Source organism: Buttiauxella sp. AC142, from assembly GCF_979253435.1.
The window spans coordinates 4672004-4690912 of the sequence record NZ_CEEDCH010000001.1; the positions used below are offsets into that span (position 1 = coordinate 4672004).

The window sequence follows — 18909 nt, forward strand, 5'->3', positions numbered from 1 at the left end:
CGTTTCTTCGAATCAGTTTTGCTATGTTGCTCATTAGCCAACAGGAAATATCTATCAAATCTGTAGTTTTTTTCATCTATAACTTATCTGCAGAGCCGTATATCCTGGTATTAAAATAGCGAAGGGAGCAGGAAGATGAGCACAAACGAAAACGATCATAATAAGTTGTCGACAGACGCAGGGAAGTGCCCGTTTCATCAGAGCGGAAATGATGAAAGCGCGGGAGCAGGAACAAGCACTCGTGACTGGTGGCCAAAACAACTCCGCGTAGACCTTCTTAATCAGCACTCCAACCGTTCAAATCCTCTTGGCGAAGATTTTGATTACCGCAAAGAATTCAGCAAGCTGGATTATTCTGCGCTGAAAGGCGACCTCAAAGCATTATTAACCGACTCTCAACCCTGGTGGCCTGCTGACTGGGGTAGCTACGCAGGGCTGTTTATTCGTATGGCCTGGCACGGCGCGGGTACTTATCGCGCAGTAGACGGACGCGGCGGTGCCGGTCGTGGGCAACAGCGCTTTGCCCCGCTGAACTCCTGGCCGGACAACGTAAGTCTTGATAAAGCTCGTCGCCTGCTGTGGCCTATCAAAAAGAAATATGGCCAGAAAATCTCCTGGGCTGACCTTTATGTGCTGGCAGGTAACGTGGCGCTGGAAAACTCCGGCTTCCGTACCTTTGGTTTTGGCGCCGGGCGTGAAGATGTCTGGGAACCTGATCTTGATGTGAACTGGGGTAATGAAAAAGCCTGGCTGGAACATCGTGACCCAGAAGCACTCGCAAAACGCCCATTAGCAGCGACCGAAATGGGGCTGATCTACGTTAACCCTGAAGGGCCAAACGCCAGCGGTGAACCGCTCTCTGCGGCCGCCGCTATTCGTGCCACTTTCGGCAATATGGGAATGAATGATGAAGAAACGGTTGCGCTCATCGCCGGTGGTCATACCTTAGGCAAAACCCATGGCGCGGCAGAAGCGACCCATGTGGGCGTCGACCCGGAAACAGCACCGATTGAATCTCAAGGCCTGGGTTGGACCAGCAGCCACGGGAGTGGTGCAGGTGCGGATGCGATTACTTCTGGCCTGGAAGTTGTCTGGTCACAAACCCCAACGCAGTGGAGCAACTACTTCTTCGAGAACCTGTTCAAATTCGAATGGGTGCAAACACGCAGCCCTGCTGGTGCCATTCAGTTTGAAGCGGTCGATGCACCTGAAATTATTCCTGATCCATTTGATCCATCGAAAAAACGTAAACCGACAATGTTGGTCACCGACCTGACGCTGCGTTTCGACCCTGAATTTGAGAAGATCTCACGTCGCTTCCTCAATGATCCACAAGCTTTCAATGAAGCTTTTGCCCGCGCATGGTTCAAATTGACGCACCGTGATATGGGGCCAATTGCGCGTTACATCGGACCGGAAGTGCCAAAAGAAGAGCTAATTTGGCAAGATCCGCTGCCAAAAGCAGTATTCAGCCCGACTCCGGCAGATATCGATCACCTGAAAGCAGCTATCTCACATTCTGGTTTGTCAGTTGGTGAACTCGTCTCTGTAGCCTGGGCATCAGCGTCCACTTTCCGTGGTGGTGATAAACGTGGTGGTGCCAATGGTGCGCGCCTGGCGCTGGCTCCACAGCGGAGTTGGGATGTGAATGCCATCGCGGCTCGCGTTCTGCCAACGTTGGAAGCGATTCAGAAAGAGGCTGGCAAAGCTTCGCTGGCCGATATCATTGTGCTGGCGGGCGTGGTAGGCGTTGAACAAGCGGCGGAGGCTGCGGGTGTCAGCGTGCGTGTTCCGTTTATTCCTGGGCGTGCGGATGCCAGCCAGGATCAAACCGATATCGAGATGTTCAACCTGCTTGAGCCAGCGGCAGATGGGTTCCGTAACTACCGTGCTCGTGTGGATGCGGCAACAACGGAATCTCTGCTGATTGATAAAGCGCAGCAACTGACGCTGACTGCTCCAGAACTCACCGTTCTGGTCGGCGGCTTGCGTGGGCTGGGTGCGAATTTCGACGGCGGTAAGCAAGGCGTGTTCACCGATCGTGTAGGTGTTCTCAGCAACGATTTCTTTGTCAATCTGCTGGATATGGGCACCGAATGGAAAGCCACTGATGACTCTTCTGAATTGTTTGAAGGGCGTTGCCGTCAAACGGGTGAAGTGAAACATCTGGCAAGCCGCGCAGACCTGGTCTTTGGCTCAAACTCTGTTTTGCGCGCACTGGCAGAAGTTTATGCCAGCGGTGATGCGAAAGAGAAGTTTGTGAAGGACTTCGTTGCTGCCTGGGTGAAAGTGATGAATCTGGATCGCTTTGACCTGAAGTAAGCCGCTATCTGAAGTGAGAATCCCCGCTTGTGAGCGGGGATTTTTTTATGGACTTATTCCCATTCTTGCAGGAAACGTTGCCCATATTGGTCAGCAACCAGTAGAGCGGCATACACCTGATCCGGAGTCGCCCCACCAGGCATGTTATGAATGGTTTCACCTTCTGCACAAGATGCCTGCGCAACACGGCGCATTTTTGCCTCAACATCCTGCTTGATATCCAGTTGTGCCAGCGTTATTGGCAGACCAACGGAGTGGCAGAGTGCTGCGACAGTTTCTATCTCTTCGACCGAGGCATTCTCAAGCACTAGCTGCGTCAGCGTTCCGAAAGCGACTTTTTCACCATGATAGTAATGATGCGCATCTGGAATGGCTGTCAGGCCGTTATGCACAGCGTGAGCCGCTGCCAGACCGCCACTTTCAAAGCCGACGCCGCTCAGATAAGTATTGGCTTCTATTACGCGCTCAAGAGCCGGGGTCACGACATGCAACTCGGCAGCAAGCATCGCTTTTTCACCTTCTTCGAGCAGTGTGTTATAGCAAAGTTCAGCGAGCGCTAATGCCGCCTGAGTGCACTTGCCGCCGGCCATTGTGGTTGCGCCGCTGCGTGAGCAGGCTCGCGCTTCGAACCAGGTTGCCATTGCATCACCAATCCCGGCTGCCAGCATTCGCGCGGGTGCATTCGCCACGATTTGGGTATCAACAATCACCATATTAGGGTTGTTTGGTAGCATCAGATAACGGTCAAACTCACCGGTATCGGTATAGATAACGGAAAGTGCGCTGCAAGGCGCATCGGTGGAGGCAATAGTCGGTGCAATGGCAACCGGCACGCCCATAAAGTGAGCCAAAGCTTTGGCGGTGTCGAGAGTCTTTCCACCCCCGATGCCGAGTACCGCGCTGCACTGTGCTTTTTGCGCAACGCCACGCAAACGGTCGATTTCATTTTGCGAACATTCGCCGCCAAATGGGGCTATTTCCAGCATCAGCCCGGCATCTTTAAAGCTTTTTTCCAGCGTAGATTCGGCAAATCCTAAGACAAATTTGTCTCCAACGACCAGCCAACGTTCAGCCAGCGGTTTGAGATATTCTCCAATACGCGTGATGGCATCAGCGCCCTGGATGTATTTACCTGGTGATTGAATAATGCGATCCATACTCTATTTCCCTCACAAGTTGATATGACCAAATGCGTTAGCCCAGTCTTGCTCAAACTGAGCTATAGCTGACTCTACCGCAGGGGTATTGAGCATTTGTTGCGCTACATCTAACGGAAGGGTGATTGCTTCGCAGCCTGCCAGTAAGCAGTCCAGCGCCTGGCGTGGTGTTTTGAAACTGGCTGCCAGCACTTTGCTTTCGGGCGCGTGAAGATTCAGTAGCATCTGTAATTCCTGAACCATGCGAATGCCATCGCCTCCCTGCGCATCAACGCGGTTTACATACGGCGCGACGTATTTCGCTCCCGCCAGTGCTGCCAGCAAGCCTTGCGACGCGCTGTAAACGGCCGTTCCCAGCGTAGCGATTCCCTCCTTTTTCAGCAGCTTTATTGCAGCCAGCCCCTCTGAGGTGACAGGGATTTTCACCACGATACCCGGAACAGCAGAGCGCAGGCGTTTGGCCTCGTTCACCATGCCCTGAGCATCACGGCTCATGGTCTGGGCAAACAGAATGCCGCCTGCACCGATGGCCTTTTGTAGTCGTGGCAGGACATCCCAGATGGGTTCTTTACTGGCGGCAATAATGCTCGGGTTCGTGGTGACACCTGCTATTGGGAAGACTCGGGCCAGGCGTTCGACTTCTGCTACGTTTGCGGTATCCAGATACAGTTCCATATTTCGTCCTCTTAGAGTTCTAATTCGTGTTGTAGCAGGCTGGCGATAGCCTCTTCCGAAACGGCGTGAACCAGTGCATGACGAAATTCCTCATGCATGATGCGGCGCGCCAGGCGGGAGAAAATACGCATATGCTGATCGCCTGCGGCGTGTTTATTGAGCGTCAGCATAATGATGAACTGGGCTTCGTCATCACCCCATTTCACTGGGGCCGGAAGCCGTGCCACGCTAATTGTTGATTGTTCGATATGTTCAGATTTGCTGTGTGGTATCGCGAAGCTAAAACCTAAGCCCGTTGAGAACACGGCTTCCCGCGCCCACAGGTCGGCTTCTAGTTTGCGTGGATAGCGGCAACGCCCGGCAATCAACAGGTTATCTGTCATGCCTTTAATCACCTCTTCTTTGCTGCGCCAGTCGTTGGTCAGCGAGATGCATTGTGGGATGATCAGGGGGGCATCTTGCTGAATCATGCGGAACTGGGCCAGCAGATGTTCGACCTCGAGGGAGGTACGGCAGGCCATCGCCTGGTTAAGCAACTGGCGGCAGGCTTTGCTGTCAAGCTGAGCCAGGCGTGCTTTCGTGGCCGGAATTGAAGGGGCGCTCATGCTGATTTCATCCAGCCCTAAGCCCACCAGCAACGGTAAAACTGAGCCTTTCGCACCCAACTCACCACATAGCCCAATCCATTTCCCCTGGCGATGAACCGCCTGTACTGCAAAATCCAGAGCGCGCAAAAATGCTGGATTTAAGCTGTTGTAATGACGCGTGACTTTCGCATTGTCACGGTCAACCGCCAGCAGATATTGCGTCAGGTCATTGCTGCCAATGCTAAAGAAATCAATCTCTTCACAGCACTGGTCGATGATGAACATCACCGAAGGCACTTCAAGCATGATGCCGAGCGGGATTTTTTCATCAAATGGGATGTGTTCGCTGCGTAGCGTCTGTTTTACTTCGGCGAGTTGATCTTTCACCCACAAGATCTCTTCCATTGAGGAGATCATGGGGATCATGATTTTTAATGATCCGTGTGCCGATGCGCGCAAAATGGAGCGTAACTGGCTATGGAAAAGCGACAGGTATTCTTGATAAATGCGCACGGCACGGTAGCCAAGGAACGGGTTGTTCTCCGCTGGAATATTCAAATACTCCACTGGCTTATCACCGCCGATATCTATCGTGCGTACAATTATGCTGCGCCCATTTGCCCCTTTCAGCGCCTGGCAGTAGATATTGTAAAGTTCATCTTCTGAAGGAGCATGCACGCGGTCCATATACAGCATTTCAGTGCGGAACAGACCAACAGCTTCTGCACCGTTATTAAACGCTGGAGCCGATTCAACACAATGCGCAATGTTGGCGGCCACTTCCAGGCGAAGACCATCCGCGGTGCGCCCTAACTGGTTGAGCCATTCTTTTTGCTGATCGCGCAGAACTTGCTGCACCCAGGCTTCTTGTTGGTAATAGCGTTTTACCGAATCGGTAAGATTGACGACGATGAGACCAAGATCGCCGTCGATTTGCACCGTTTGTTGCAACCAAGGGCGCAGTGCATCTGTATCCATTCCCACAAGTGTTGGGATATTAAATGAGCGAGCCAGAATAACCGTGTGGGAGGTCGTTCCGCCGCTACGCAGCACAAGCCCTTTGAGCAGGGTCTTATCCAATTCCAGAAACTGACTGGGTGTAATTTCATCTGCTACACAGATGGCTTCCTGCTGTAACTTGCCGGGCGTTGGGAAGCGCGTTTCACCATAAATATGCTGTAACAGCTGGAAGCAGACATCCCGGACATCAAGTACACGCTCTTGCAGGTACACACTTTCTGACTGGGAAAACTGAGCGCAAAAGTATGCTGCTGTTTTCACTACTGCTGCCGCGCAACTTGCACCTGCGTGTATCTGTTCCAGAAGCTGCGTGCGTAATGAAATATCACTCGCAAGGGAGCGATGTGCTTCAAGAATAGCGCTAGCCGTACCGTCGCTGGCGAGCTGACGGAGATTGATAGCTCTTAGCAATTGCTCAAGCCCGCTCTCCAGTGCCGTTTGTTCCACGTCAATGCTTCGTGCCGCAGGCAAATCCCCTAGTTTGTTCAAATCAAGTGAAGCGAGCGGAATGAGTATTCCGCTGGCACTTCCGCCACACACCGGATTTGCACGGAAGAAGGAGGGGTTCAGGCGTGAGAGGGATTCTGGAACAGGAGCTATTTCGCTGTTTTGTGCTTCCGGTAGTGGTGCGTCACAGTGAGGAAACTCATCTTTTATGAAGGTGGAAAGCGTGGCGAAAGCATGATCTTCATCGTTACCTGCGACCCGAATTTGGCAGTCGTCCCCTTTTAATGTCCCTGTTCCGATAAGCGACAATGCACTTTTTGCATCACCATGACGATCGGTGCGCAAGTTATGCCATTCAATTGTTGAGGAAAACTGATTGCACAGTGTTTCAACAAGACTGGCGGGGCGGGCATGTACTCCGTTTGGTAAATCACAGCGGAAATGAATAACCAGTGCCATAGAAGTTCTCCTGAACCCACTCAAAACAATGACTACAGAATAAGTGGCCTTTGTCATGAGTCGCCATGAGACAAAACTGTCAAAAACTGGATAAATGTATGGTGTGTGGGTATTTGCGAGATTCCTCACAAAACCTGATTAATTAAGTAATGAAACCAGTAATGTTAAGTTTTGAGGCTGATCGCATTTCTATTTTCGTATTACAAAAATCCAGTAAATGACGTTTTTATCCACTGTCTGTCGCTGCCCGGATTGCCTATTGTGTCCCCAATATTTTGGACATACGCCGCTAAGGCCGGGAGTGCTTTATGAAAGAGTTGGTCCAGATCCTCAAAAACACGCGACAGCATTTAATGACCGGCGTGTCGCATATGATTCCCTTCGTGGTGGCAGGCGGTATTTTGCTGGCTGTTTCCGTCATGCTCTATGGCAAAGGTGCTGTGCCAGATGCTTTGAGCGACCCCAATCTGAAAAAACTGTTTGATATAGGCGTTGCAGGTTTAACGCTGATGGTTCCGTTCCTCGCGGCCAACATCGGCTATTCAATTGCAGAGCGTTCTGCGCTTGCCCCTTGTGCAATAGGTGCCTGGGTGGGGAACAGTTTTGGGGCCGGGTTCTTTGGCGCAATCATCGCCGGGATCATCGGCGGCATTGTTGTCTTCTATATCAAGAAAATCCCGGTGCCCAAAATACTGCGCTCGGTGATGCCCATTTTTGTCATTCCTATTGTCGGCACCTTTATTACTGCGGGCATCATGATGTGGGGTTTAGGAGAACCTGTCGGTGCGCTGACCGGTAATCTGACTCATTGGCTGCAAGGAATGCAGCAAGGCAGCATTGTGGTTCTGGCGGTGATCATGGGTCTGATGCTGGCCTTTGATATGGGTGGGCCGGTTAACAAAGTGGCTTACGCCTTTATGCTGATATGCGTCGCACAAGGCGTGTATAGCGTGGTGGCTATTGCTGCTGTTGGAATCGCTGTTCCGCCATTAGGGCTTGGCCTCGCAACGCTGATGAACCGCAAGAATTTTAGTAGTGAAGAGCGTGAAGCAGGCAAGGCGTCATTGGTCATGGGATGTGTTGGCGTGACTGAAGGAGCGATTCCGTTTGCGGCTGCCGATCCGTTACGCGTTATACCTTCCATCATGCTCGGGTCTGCATGTGGGGCGACCACTGCCGCACTCATGGGAACGCAATGCTATGCAGGCTGGGGCGGATTAATTGTGCTGCCGGTTGTTGAAGGTAAGTTTGGCTTTGTTCTGGCGTTGTTGGTGGGGGCAGTCGTCACCGCAGTCTGCGTGAATCTTTTGAAAACGTATGCCCGTAAAAAGCAGACTGATACGCCCGCGAAAGCTGAAGACGATCTGGACCTGGATTTTGAAATTAACTGATTGATAAAAAGGAATTAACCATGACGAAGATTATTGCTGTTACTGCTTGCCCATCAGGTGTTGCTCATACCTACATGGCGGCTGAAGCACTCGAAAGTGCCGCTAAAGCAAAAGGCTGGGAAGTGAAAGTGGAAACTCAAGGCTCAATCGGGCTTGAAAATGAACTCACCGCTGAGGATGTCGCCAGTGCGGATATGGTGATTCTGACCAAGGATATCGGCATCAAAATGGAAGAGCGCTTTGCCGGTAAAACGATTGTGCGCGTCAATATTAGTGATGCCGTGAAACGTGCCGACGCCATCATGAGCAAGATTGAAGCCCATCTGACACAAACAGCCTGAGCCTTTGACTGACCAGTAAGGAGCACATCATGACTCATCGTATCGAACGTTTGAAATCAGCATTGTTTGCCCAACCGCGAGAAATTTCTCTGGAGCGCGCGGTGCTTTACACCGCCAGCCACCGCACAACGGAAGGTGAACATGTGCTGTTACGCCGGGCTAAAGCAACAGCGTACATTCTGGATAACGTGCAAATAGCGATTCGAGAGGATGAGTTGATTGCGGGTAATCGAACCGTAAAACCGCGCGCCGGGATTATGTCGCCGGAGATGGACCCTTATTGGTTGCTCAAAGAATTGGATCAATTCCCGACTCGCCCGCAAGACAGGTTTGAAATTAGCGAGCAGGATAAAGAGTTATACCGCGAACAGCTTTACCCCTATTGGGAAAAGCGTTCGATGAAAGATTTCATCAATAGCCAAATGACTGATGACGTCAAAGAGGCGGTAAAAACGCAAATTTTTAGCGTCAACCAAACTGATAAAGGGCAGGGGCATATCATTATTGATTACCCGCGCCTGTTACAAAACGGTTTGGGTAAGCTGGTGGAGGAATTGCGTGAGCACTGCCGTAAATCACCCGATAACCATTTCTATCAGTCAGCATTAATTCTGTTGGAAGCCTCACAGCGGCATATCCTGCGTTACGCTGAATTGGCCGAGAACATGGCGGCTGAATGCGAAGATGTCGAGCGCCAGGGTGAGTTATTGAAAATTGCTTATATCTCTCGCCACAATGCCGAATCACGCCCAAAAGATTTCTGGGAGGCGTGCCAGCTGTTCTGGTACATGAACATTATTCTCCAGTATGAATCGAACGCAAGTTCGCTGTCGTTGGGGCGCTTCGATCAATACATGCTGCCGTTTTACCAGACCTCGTTGAATCAGGGGGAAAGCCCTGAGTTTTTGCGCGAGCTGCTGGAGTCGCTGTGGGTAAAATGTAATGACATCGTTTTACTGCGATCCACCAGCAGTGCTCGTTATTTTGCTGGTTTCCCAACCGGCTACACCATTTTACTGGGCGGATTGACTGAAAACGGGCGTAGCGCTGTGAACGTGCTTTCTTTCCTGTGTCTTGATGCCTACCAGAGTATCCAATTGCCGCAGCCGAACCTTGGGGTGCGGGTAAATGAACTGATTGACCGCCCCTTCCTGCTAAAAACAGCTGAAACCGTGCGCCTCGGAACGGGTATTCCGCAAATCTTCAATGATGAAGTTGTTGTGCCTGCATTCCTGAACCGGGGCGTGTCGCTGGAAGATGCACGCGATTACGCCGTTGTAGGATGCGTAGAGCTATCCATTCCCGGGCGAACTTACGGCCTGCATGACATCGCCATGTTTAATCTCTTGAAGGTGATGGAAATTGTTTTGCTGGAAAACGAAGGCAACAGCGCTTTGGACTATCAGAACCTGTTGCAGCAAATCCGCGACAAAATTTGCCACTACATCAAACTGATGGTTGAAGGCAGCAACATTTGCGATATCGGGCATCGTGATTGGGCGCCAGTACCGCTGCTTTCATCGTTTATTGATGATTGCCTGGAAAACGGTAGAGACATTACAGAAGGGGGCGCCCGCTATAACTTCTCTGGTGTGCAGGGAATAGGCATCGCCAATCTTAGCGACTCATTGCATGCGCTCAACGGTATGGTGTTTGAGCAGCAGCGGTTAAGTTTTGATGAACTTCTGGCGGTGCTGAAAGATAACTTTGAAAGCACGGAAGGGAAGCAAATACGTGCGCGTTTAATTAATCGCTTTGAAAAATATGGCAATGATATCGACGAAGTGGACAACATCAGCGCCGATCTGTTGCGCTTTTACTGCAAAGAGGTCGAAAAATACCGTAATCCACGCGGCGGTAGCTTCACGCCAGGCTCATACACGGTGTCGGCGCATGTGCCGCTTGGCGCAGTCGTTGGTGCAACTCCTGACGGGCGTTATGCTAGCGAACAGCTTGCTGATGGTGGATTGTCTCCCATGTTGGGGCAGGACTGTCAGGGGCCAACTGCGGTACTAAAATCGGTTAGCAAGCTGGATAACTATTTGCTCTCCAATGGCACATTGTTGAACGTGAAATTTACCCCCAGCACGCTGGAAGGGGACGCTGGACTTCATAAACTGGCAGATTTCCTCGGAGCGTTTACTAAGCTTAAATTGCAGCATATTCAATTCAATGTGGTGAATGCCGAAACGCTACGTGATGCGCAAAGTCGGCCGCAAGATTATGCCGGGCTGGTAGTACGAGTTGCCGGGTACAGCGCTTTCTTTGTGGAGCTGTCGAAGGAGATTCAGGATGACATTATCCGCCGTACCGCGCATCAGTTGTGAGGTTATCGAAGAAGGGGAGGTAAAAGCGCGAATCTTCAATATCCAGCGCTACTCCCTGAATGATGGCAATGGCATCAGGACAGTAGTTTTTTTCAAAGGCTGCCCACATTACTGCCCGTGGTGCGCAAACCCGGAGTCAATCTCCGGTAGGATTGAAACTGTGCGGCGTTTATCAAAATGCCTGCACTGTCCGACTTGTCAGAATGATGTGGATGAATGCCCTTCTGGGGCAATGGAAAGTATTGGCCGTGATTATGCGCTAGCCGAACTCGAAAAAGAGGTTCTGAAAGACGACGTCTTCTTCAGGTCATCAAAAGGTGGCGTTACGCTTTCAGGAGGCGAGGTATTGATGCAGACAGATTTTGCGACTCGTTTTCTCAAGCGTCTGAAAGCGCTAGGAATCCATACTGCTATTGAAACCGCTGGCGATGCGGCATCTGAAAAAGTGCTTACTTTGGCGCGGCAGTGCGACGAAGTCCTGTTCGATTTGAAAATCATGGATACCGATAAAGCCAAATCCGTACTGAATATGAATCAACCCAGAGTCCTGGCAAATCTTAAATTGCTGGTCGAGTCGGGAATTCGCGTCATCCCCCGCGTGCCTTTGATTCCGGGGTATACCCTCGAGCAGGGTAATATGGCTGCGATACTTCAATTCCTTGCCCCCTTAAAACTGACCGAAATCCACCTGCTGCCTTTCCATCAATATGGTGAGGCAAAATATCAATTGTTGGGGCGAACCCGGACTATGAAGGGGATAGTGCCACCTCATGCTTCAGAAATCGCACCATTGCGGCAGATGGCAGAAAGTGCAGGATATCATGTAACCATTGGTGGTTAGTTTTCATAGAGGGGAGCGGAGATGACTCGACATTTAGTCGCAGTAACTGCATGTGTTAGTGGTGTCGCTCATACCTATATGGCGGCGGAACGGCTCGAAAAGCTCTGCCAGCAAGAAAAGTGGACCGTAAAAATAGAAACTCAAGGTGCACTAGGAATTGAGAATGAGTTGTCGCAAACGGATATCGAACAAGCCGATGTGGTATTGCTGATTACCGATATTGAGCTGGTGGGGGCGGCGCGTTTCGTACATTGCCGCTGTGTGCAATCCGGCATTAATGCATTCCTGCGCGAGCCGCAAAAGGCGATGTCGGCGGTGCGACGAATTTTTGGCACTCCGCAAGACACTCGCATCATTCTCGATTAATTGTTCTTTCCGTCAACTGACTATGGTACTGGCGCCGATATTCCGATGGCGATCGCTCGGTATTCTTCCTGAATAAACGGCAAAAATAGTTACTGTCGACAAAACCGCAGGCATGAGCCACCTCTTTGACCTTCAATTCGTAGCGTTTCAGTAATGTTTTGGCATGCTCCAGGCGGGTGTGGTTAAGATATTCGTTAAAGCCCACCGTACCGGTTTTCTGAAATAGATGTGAAAGGTAGTTCGGTGAGATGTGAAATACCTGAGCAACAGATTCTCGGGTTAAAGGGTCAGCATAATTTTCATCAATGTATTCCCGCACGGCTTCGAAAAGTGCCTGACTACGTGAAGCCGTCTGGATTTGGCTATCAAGCAAATCAGTACAATGACTCAGAATACTGCTGACAATAAACCGCGCTGTTTGCTGATCGTGTGGTTGCATGACCAGTTCGTTGAGAGCCTGCAGCAGAAACGAGCCGATTCGTGGCCCACGGCGAGCAACGTTCTGTTTACCCAATGTTTTAAACGTCGTTCCATCCCATTGCAGAATACTGAATCCAAGTTGCTGTTTGCCAAATAAAATACTTAGCGTCGTTACGGGTGAATTCCATTGCGGGTTGTTCCAGCATTTTGCTGGAACGTAGAGCACGTCATGCTGCTCAAGTCTGGCAGGCATTCCCGCATCGCAGGCATCCATTAAAACGCCATCTAATACGACTTCGATTCGCGGAAAATCAACCTGATAAGCAAGTTCGGATGGGGCGGTTTGGTTGTCTGCTAGCCAGATACGCTGAATGCCTGACGGACTATTGAGCAGATGAGAAATAATTTGGCTCACGTCGTAGTTCATAACGCCCCGCAGTGGGTCAGAAGGATGAGAGAGTAATCACCAGGCCACCTCATTTTTGAGATGGCCTGGTAAGCAACTTACTGATTACCCTTCCGATCACCGAAAGGCAAGGTGTCATAGTCGATCAGTGCATTTTTCTTATACGGATTGCCAATCCAGCGAGTTGTTTCCTTAAACTCCGGGCTGGTTATTGAGCGGGTCGGATCGAATCCGTCGTAACTCAGTCCTGCCAGATCAGACCAGGTATGTATCAGCTCTGAACTGCTGTATTTGCGATTAACATCCGCTGAGAAATCACGTGGATGTTCCGCCTGCCATTTTTCGGAAGTCCAAAGAATAAATGGCACCGTATACATGTGACGGGTTGGGTTTTCCTCGTTACGGCCCTGCATTTGATGCGGTGGCGTATCGTAAACTTCTTCACCATGGTCTGAGAAATAGAGCAGGAAACCATTCGGATCGGTGGCCTTGTAATCCTTAATCAGGCTTGAGACAACGTGATCGTTATACAGGTTAGCGTTGTCATAATCGTTCCAGGCTTCCTTTTGATCATCGCTTAACCCGGCAGGGATTCCGGTCGTTTGATTATCAAATTTGCCCCAGTTTTCTGGGTAACGGTACTTGTATTTAATGTGTGTTCCGAGCAGATGCACAATGATGAATTTCTTCGGTGCAGGGTCGGCCAGAACGTCTTTAAACGGTGCCAGTACATTACTGTCGTACTCACGTGCACTTTGCGTACGCTGCTGATTCATATAGAACTGTTTATCAGTCTGGCGCGAGAATACCGTCAGCATGGTGTTACGTTCGGTCATTGTCTGCTGATTGGTAATCCAGAAGGTTTTATATCCCGCCTGTTTCATCATATTCATCAGCGTCGGCTTGCTCAGATAAAGATCTGGGTTCTTCTCGTTGGCGAATGTTAAAGCTTGCTGGAGAATTTCGATGGTGTAAGGACGTGATGTCACTACGTCGTTAAATACCGTCATCCCTTTATCTGATTTAGACAACGTATCCAGTTCCGGCGTTGTCTCTCTTGAGTAGCCATACAGGCTCATGCGACCGCGTTGGGTAGACTCCCCAATAACCAGCACTAAAGTGCGCGGTGTATTGGCGTTTTCATCTTTAAGATTTGCCAGCGGAGGCAGAGCATTGTTTTCGTTAAGCAGGCTATTCAGGCTGTCCAGTTGTTGGCGGTATTGATAGTAGCCAGAAATAAACTGCCACGGTGCCGCGGGTTCCATGCGTGAAGAAAGACCGGAAACGGTTTTGCTCAACGGTTGATGGTTTATCGCATTGCGGACCAGTGGATGCAGAATTAAGGCATAAAGGATAATCAGCGATACCAACCAGCGCCATGGTTTAGGGATATACACAGGGCGTAGACGGGACCACAGGAATAGGCATATCGCAGTGTAGATAAGCGCTGTCAGGACAATCTTCAGGCTAAAGTACTGGCTTAAATATTCACCGGCTTCGCCAGCATTGGATTCGAACATCACAAACAGGACGCTTTGTGAAAACTCCTGCCCGTAAATAACGAAATAACAGATTGCCGCTAATGATGTTGCCCAAAGCACTACGCCAATGACTGCGGCGATGATCCGCGTCCGTGCAGGGAACAAGAATACAGGGATAAGCCAAAGGGAGCTGTATAACAGGGAGTCACGTAAGCCGTTAGTGCCGCTGTATCCGCTGATGAATATTTTGGCTTGTAATGCCGTGGAGAAAAACCAAAAAAAGAGTAATGCCCATCCCAGAGCTATCCAGCTAAACTTTTGTTTAGCTTGGTTTTTTATAGAAAACATAAACTGTGCCTGTCGACAAAAAGTATCGCCTAGTTTGGCGATTAAATCTTAATCAAACCTTAATCAAGGTGAAAAAGGCCATATGCTCGTTCGTGGTATGAGTTTTGAACGAAAAATTTGCAGGCGGAAATATATGGAATGTGAATGAATTAAGACAGTTGAATTTAACAATCCCCCGTTTTTTTCACGGGGGATTGTTAAAGGGTTTAACTTAGCCTGTGTTACGCATACCTGCCGCAACACCAGCGATTGTCACCATTAGCGCTTGTTCAACTTGCGCATCTGGCTCTTCGCCTTTCTCTTCAGACTGACGCGAACGATGCAGCAATTCAGCCTGTAATACGTTCAGCGGGTCGGTGTAGATATTACGCAGCTGAATAGATTCGGCGATCCATGGCAGGTCTGCCATCAGATGTGAATCGTTGGCGATATCCAGCACCACTTTGATGTCGGCTTCCAGTTGGTCGCGCAGTTGTTTACCAAGCGCCCACAGCTCTGGTTTCACCAGTCGCTGATCGTAATATTCCGCAAGCCACAGGTCGGCTTTCGCAAAGACCATTTCCAGCATGCCGAGGCGCGTTGAGAAGAATGGCCAGTCGCGACACATGGTTTCCAGCACGTCCTGTTTGCCGTCTTCCACGACTTTTTGTAGCGCAGCACCGGCACCCAGCCAGGCTGGCAACATCAGGCGGTTCTGCGTCCAGGCGAAGATCCACGGAATGGCACGCAGGGACTCAACGCCACCGTTAGGTTTACGCTTCGCAGGACGTGAACCCAGCGGCAGTTTACCCAGCTCCAGCTCTGGTGTTGCCGAACGGAAGTACGGCACGAAGTCTTCGTTTTCGCGGATGTACCCACGATACATATCACATGAGGTTACAGACAGATCCTCCATGATATGTTTCCACTCTTTCTTCGGTTCTGGCGGCGGCAGAAGGTTGGCTTCGAGAATCGCGCTGGTGTAGAGCGACAGGCTGCTGATGGTGATTTCTGGCAGACCGTATTTAAAGCGAATCATCTCGCCTTGCTCGGTCACGCGCAGGCCGCCTTTCAGGCTTCCCGGTGGTTGAGAAAGCAGAGCGGCGTGAGCTGGTGCGCCGCCACGGCCAATTGAACCGCCGCGTCCGTGGAAGAGCGTCAGTGTAATTCCGGCTTTCTCGCAGGTTTTGATCAGCGCGTCCTGAGCCTGGTACTGCGCCCATGATGCCGCCATGACACCTGCATCTTTTGCCGAGTCAGAATAGCCAATCATGACCATTTGTTTGCCCTGAATAAAGCCGCGATACCAGTCGATATTCAGCAACTGAGTCATCACGTCGTCGGCGTTGTTCAAGTCGTCGAGTGTTTCAAACAGTGGCGCAACAGGCAGTGCGAAGGTGCAACCGGCTTCTTTCAGCAGCAAGTGTACTGCCAGCACGTCAGATGGCGTTTTCGCCATGGAAATAACATAAGCGGCAATGGAACCACGCGGGGCTTCGGCAACCACTTTGCAGGTTTCCAGCACTTCGCGGGTATCGTCGCTTGGCTCCCACTGGCGTGGCAGAAGCGGGCGCTTAGAATTCAGTTCACGGATCAGGAAGGCTTGTTTGTCTGCTTCAGACCAGCTTTCGTAATCACCAATGCCCAGGTAGCGCGTCATCTCGCCCAGTGCTTCGGTGTGACGAGTGCTTTCCTGGCGGACATCAATACGCACTAGCGGAACGCCAAAACTCTTCACGCGGCGCAGGGTATCAAGCAGTTGGCCGTTAGCGATGATGCCCATGCCACACGCTTGCAGCGACTGGTAACATGCATAAAGCGGATCCCAAAGCTGTTCGTTTTGAGTCAGTAAACCTTCTGGTTTTGGCAGGCGCTGGCCTTTCAGGCGAGCTTCCAGCCAGGCTTGAGTCGACAGCAACTGCTGACGAATGCCTTTCATGATGCAGCGATACGGTTCTTGCGCAGCGTCAGGGCCAGCCAGTTCGCTCAGCTCAGGTGTGCATTCCACCATTGAAAGCTCAGAAATCAGCACCTGAATATCGCGCAGGAATAGATCGGTGGCTTTCCAGCGGCTTAACAGCAGGACGTGGCGAGTAATATCAGCGGTCACGTTCGGGTTGCCGTCACGGTCGCCGCCCATCCATGAAGTGAAACGTACCGGCACAAAATCGACCGGCAGTTTGTAATTCAGGTTGTCTTCAAGCTGTTCGTTCAGCTCACGCAGGTAGTTTGGAACTCCTTCCCACAGGCTGTTTTCTACTACCGCAAAGCCCCATTTTGCTTCATCTACTGGGGAAGGGCGGTGCTTACGAATTTCATCGGTGTGCCAGGCCTGAGCGACGAGTTGGCGCAGGCGGCGCATAATTTGGTTGCGTTCGTAATCGGCGATGTCGCTGTGGTCGAGTTGCTTCAGGCAACTATTTACTTCAACCAGTTTGTGAATCAGGGTGCGACGGGTAATTTCGGTCGGGTGCGCGGTCAGCACTAATTCCAGTGATAATGACTCAACAGCATTACGAATGGCGTCTTCGCTAAGATCGGGCTGATTTTTTAATTTTTGGAGTGTCTTAGCAATAACTTCAGGATTGCTGGCAGCTTCGCCATTGGCGGAAATGCTGTGGTATTGCTCGGCGGTGTTGGCCAGGTTCAGGAATTGGCTGAATGCACGGGCTACAGGAAGTAGTTCGTCGTTAGACAGGTTCTGTAACGTGGTTAGCAGCTCCTGGCGGTTGGCTTCATTGCCAGCCCGTGAGGACTTAGACAATTTGCGGATTGTTTCTACGCGGTCAAGAATGTTTTCACCTAACGCATCCTTGATGGTATCCCCGAGCAACTTGCCGAGCATACTGACATTACTTCGCAAAGCGGAATACTGTTCGTTCATATGACCCCAGACACCCTATCCAATCTAATATGTAATTTAATTTCACCCGTGAAGGTTCAACACCGTCTTTATAAAGCCACGTAAGTCTACTTTCGTCAATTGCTACGAAATCGTTTCAGCAAACGAATAAATTGCGCTAATTCATGAAATTTAATTACTAACTTCGTGGATAAGCATTTCTTATGAGGATCCGCTAAAAAGTCGTTCAAAAAGGGGGCAAAACCCCCATAAACGCTATTTTTCAATGCCAGCAAAAATGATGCACTACCTGTGTGATCAGTTTGCGAGTTGGCTCGATAAAACGTGTTTCGATGTATTCGTCCGGCTGGTGCGCCTGGTTTATAGAACCCGGGCCCAGAACCAGCGTTGGGCAAAGCGTCTGAATAAATGGTGCTTCGGTGCAGTAATTCACCACTTCTGTTTGCGCGCCGAGCAATTTCTCAACCACTTGCACTAACTGGTGATCTTTGGCGCATTCATAGCCAGGAATTGGCGGATGCAGTTCGGAAATCGTCAGGCGGCCAGGCCATTTTTGGCTAACCGGTTCCAGCGCTTCATTAAGCAAACCGTTCAAATCGTTTAATGTCAGCCCCGGAAGCGGGCGGATATCCATATGCAGTTCGCAGCAGGCACAAATACGGTTGGCGGCATCGCCACCGCTAATATGGCCAAGATTTAGCGTTGGATACGGCACCGTGAAAGCGTCATGGTGATAACGGTCTTTCAGCGTGTTTTTCAGCGACATAATGTGACCGATAGCGTCATGCATCAGCTCGATAGCATTGACACCGCGAGCCGGATCGCTGGAGTGACCGGACTGGCCGAGAATGCGAATCGCATTCGAGATATGGCCCTTATGCGCACGCACTGGCTGCAAAGAGGTCGGTTCGCCGATGATGGCGCAATCCGGGCGTAGGCTGGTGGTTTCAGAGAAATAACGCGCACCTGCCATCGTCGTTTCTTCATCGGCAGTCGCCAGAATATAAAGTGGTTTTTTAAGCGTCGTGACATCGACATCGCGCAGCGCATCAAGAATAAAGGCAAAGAAGCCTTTCATGTCGGCTGTGCCGAGGCCGTAGAGTTTATTTTCGTGCTCGGTCAGCGTGAAGGGGTCGCGTGTCCAGCGGCCATCATCAAACGGCACGGTATCGGTATGACCCGCCAGCAACAACCCGCCCGCGCCGCTTCCGGTGCTCGCCAGCATATTGAATTTATTGCGTGTTCCCGGCACCGCCTGGATTTCGACATTAAATCCAAGATCGCGGAACCATCCCGCCAGTAAATTGATTAAAGACTCATTACTCTGATCCAACGCGCTGTCGGTGGCGCTGATAGAAGGAGTCGCGATCAACGCGCGGTAAATCTCGATAAAAGGAGGTAATTTCATCTTCACTGTTGACAGGCCTTAGCTCGGGTTGGTATACATAATCATGCAGTTATATTGAATAAAAATACAAT

The 18909-nt window shown here is 50.7% G+C and carries 13 protein-coding genes; 6 read left to right on the forward strand and 7 right to left on the reverse strand.

Going from position 1 to position 18909, the window contains the following annotated elements; all coding sequences use genetic code 11:
• Nucleotides 1-135 precede the first annotated feature (135 nt).
• Nucleotides 136-2322: a catalase/peroxidase HPI gene (katG, locus tag AC0IWZ_RS21810; RefSeq protein WP_471678491.1), complete on the forward strand. Its 2187-nt coding sequence runs from the start codon at nt 136-138 to the stop codon at nt 2320-2322.
• 53 nt (nt 2323-2375) lie between these two features.
• On the opposite strand, the gene gldA is transcribed toward katG, so the two are convergent.
• The 3 genes from gldA to ptsP are packed head-to-tail and all read right to left on the reverse strand — an operon-like array spanning nt 2376 to nt 6667.
• Complete coding sequence (gene gldA, locus AC0IWZ_RS21815; RefSeq protein ID WP_172895967.1) at nt 2376-3479, reverse strand: bifunctional L-1,2-propanediol dehydrogenase/glycerol dehydrogenase; 1104 nt, start codon at nt 3477-3479, stop codon at nt 2376-2378.
• Nucleotides 3480-3491: 12 nt separating this feature from the next.
• Entirely contained in the window at nt 3492-4154 is a 663-nt protein-coding gene (gene fsa, locus AC0IWZ_RS21820; protein WP_034500071.1) for a fructose-6-phosphate aldolase, read from the reverse strand.
• An 11-nt stretch (nt 4155-4165) separates the two neighbouring features.
• Nucleotides 4166-6667 carry a phosphoenolpyruvate--protein phosphotransferase gene (gene ptsP / locus AC0IWZ_RS21825; RefSeq protein WP_471678490.1) on the reverse strand — a complete coding sequence of 834 codons (2502 nt, stop codon included), beginning with the start codon at nt 6665-6667 and terminating at the stop codon, nt 4166-4168.
• 308 nt (nt 6668-6975) lie between these two features.
• Between ptsP and AC0IWZ_RS21830 the strand changes: the two genes are divergently transcribed.
• Genes AC0IWZ_RS21830 through AC0IWZ_RS21850 form a run of 5 tightly spaced genes read left to right on the forward strand, consistent with a single transcriptional unit; the run spans nt 6976 to nt 11933 of the window.
• Complete coding sequence (locus AC0IWZ_RS21830) at nt 6976-8058, forward strand: PTS fructose transporter subunit EIIC (RefSeq protein WP_471678489.1); 1083 nt, start codon at nt 6976-6978, stop codon at nt 8056-8058.
• A gap of 20 nt (nt 8059-8078) precedes the next feature.
• Nucleotides 8079-8399 carry a PTS fructose-like transporter subunit IIB gene (locus AC0IWZ_RS21835; RefSeq protein ID WP_034500074.1) on the forward strand — a complete coding sequence of 107 codons (321 nt, stop codon included), beginning with the start codon at nt 8079-8081 and terminating at the stop codon, nt 8397-8399.
• A gap of 29 nt (nt 8400-8428) precedes the next feature.
• Nucleotides 8429-10726: a formate C-acetyltransferase gene (locus AC0IWZ_RS21840; RefSeq protein ID WP_410374147.1), complete on the forward strand. Its 2298-nt coding sequence runs from the start codon at nt 8429-8431 to the stop codon at nt 10724-10726.
• Entirely contained in the window at nt 10692-11567 is an 876-nt protein-coding gene (locus tag AC0IWZ_RS21845; RefSeq protein WP_471678488.1) for a [formate-C-acetyltransferase]-activating enzyme, read from the forward strand. The genes AC0IWZ_RS21840 and AC0IWZ_RS21845 overlap by 35 nt, the downstream gene beginning before the upstream one ends.
• Before the next feature lie 21 nt (nt 11568-11588).
• On the forward strand, nt 11589-11933 hold the full coding sequence (locus tag AC0IWZ_RS21850) for a PTS fructose-like transporter subunit IIB (RefSeq protein WP_034500077.1): 345 nt from the start codon (nt 11589-11591) through the stop codon (nt 11931-11933).
• Here AC0IWZ_RS21850 and AC0IWZ_RS21855 read toward each other — a convergent pair.
• From AC0IWZ_RS21855 to argE, 4 genes are all read right to left on the reverse strand, one after another.
• A complete protein-coding gene (locus tag AC0IWZ_RS21855; RefSeq protein WP_172895960.1) occupies nt 11920-12780 on the reverse strand; it encodes a helix-turn-helix transcriptional regulator in 861 nt (286 codons plus the stop codon). The two genes, AC0IWZ_RS21850 and AC0IWZ_RS21855, sit on opposite strands and share 14 nt — an antisense overlap.
• A gap of 77 nt (nt 12781-12857) precedes the next feature.
• Nucleotides 12858-14588 (reverse strand): phosphoethanolamine transferase CptA, encoded by a 1731-nt coding sequence (locus tag AC0IWZ_RS21860; RefSeq protein ID WP_471678487.1) that lies wholly within the window; start codon nt 14586-14588, stop codon nt 12858-12860.
• A gap of 211 nt (nt 14589-14799) precedes the next feature.
• Nucleotides 14800-17451 (reverse strand): phosphoenolpyruvate carboxylase, encoded by a 2652-nt coding sequence (gene ppc, locus AC0IWZ_RS21865; protein ID WP_034500080.1) that lies wholly within the window; start codon nt 17449-17451, stop codon nt 14800-14802.
• Nucleotides 17452-17692: 241 nt separating this feature from the next.
• Nucleotides 17693-18844: an acetylornithine deacetylase gene (gene argE, locus AC0IWZ_RS21870; protein WP_471678486.1), complete on the reverse strand. Its 1152-nt coding sequence runs from the start codon at nt 18842-18844 to the stop codon at nt 17693-17695.
• Between the last annotated feature and the right edge of the window lie 65 nt (nt 18845-18909).

Excerpts from the sequence above, each read along its gene's own strand:
- gldA (WP_172895967.1), bottom strand. The coding sequence starts at position 3,479 with ATGGATCGCATTATTCAATCACCAGGTAAATACATCCAGGGCGCTGAT.
- ptsP (WP_471678490.1), bottom strand. The coding sequence starts at position 6,667 with ATGGCACTGGTTATTCATTTCCGCTGTGATTTACCAAACGGAGTACAT.
- AC0IWZ_RS21845 (WP_471678488.1), top strand. The coding sequence starts at position 10,692 with ATGACATTATCCGCCGTACCGCGCATCAGTTGTGAGGTTATCGAAGAA.
- AC0IWZ_RS21830 (WP_471678489.1), top strand. The coding sequence starts at position 6,976 with ATGAAAGAGTTGGTCCAGATCCTCAAAAACACGCGACAGCATTTAATG.
- AC0IWZ_RS21860 (WP_471678487.1), bottom strand. The coding sequence starts at position 14,588 with ATGTTTTCTATAAAAAACCAAGCTAAACAAAAGTTTAGCTGGATAGCT.
- AC0IWZ_RS21835 (WP_034500074.1), top strand. The coding sequence starts at position 8,079 with ATGACGAAGATTATTGCTGTTACTGCTTGCCCATCAGGTGTTGCTCAT.
- AC0IWZ_RS21840 (WP_410374147.1), top strand. The coding sequence starts at position 8,429 with ATGACTCATCGTATCGAACGTTTGAAATCAGCATTGTTTGCCCAACCG.
- fsa (WP_034500071.1), bottom strand. The coding sequence starts at position 4,154 with ATGGAACTGTATCTGGATACCGCAAACGTAGCAGAAGTCGAACGCCTG.
- AC0IWZ_RS21850 (WP_034500077.1), top strand. The coding sequence starts at position 11,589 with ATGACTCGACATTTAGTCGCAGTAACTGCATGTGTTAGTGGTGTCGCT.
- ppc (WP_034500080.1), bottom strand. The coding sequence starts at position 17,451 with ATGAACGAACAGTATTCCGCTTTGCGAAGTAATGTCAGTATGCTCGGC.
- katG (WP_471678491.1), top strand. The coding sequence starts at position 136 with ATGAGCACAAACGAAAACGATCATAATAAGTTGTCGACAGACGCAGGG.
- AC0IWZ_RS21855 (WP_172895960.1), bottom strand. The coding sequence starts at position 12,780 with ATGAACTACGACGTGAGCCAAATTATTTCTCATCTGCTCAATAGTCCG.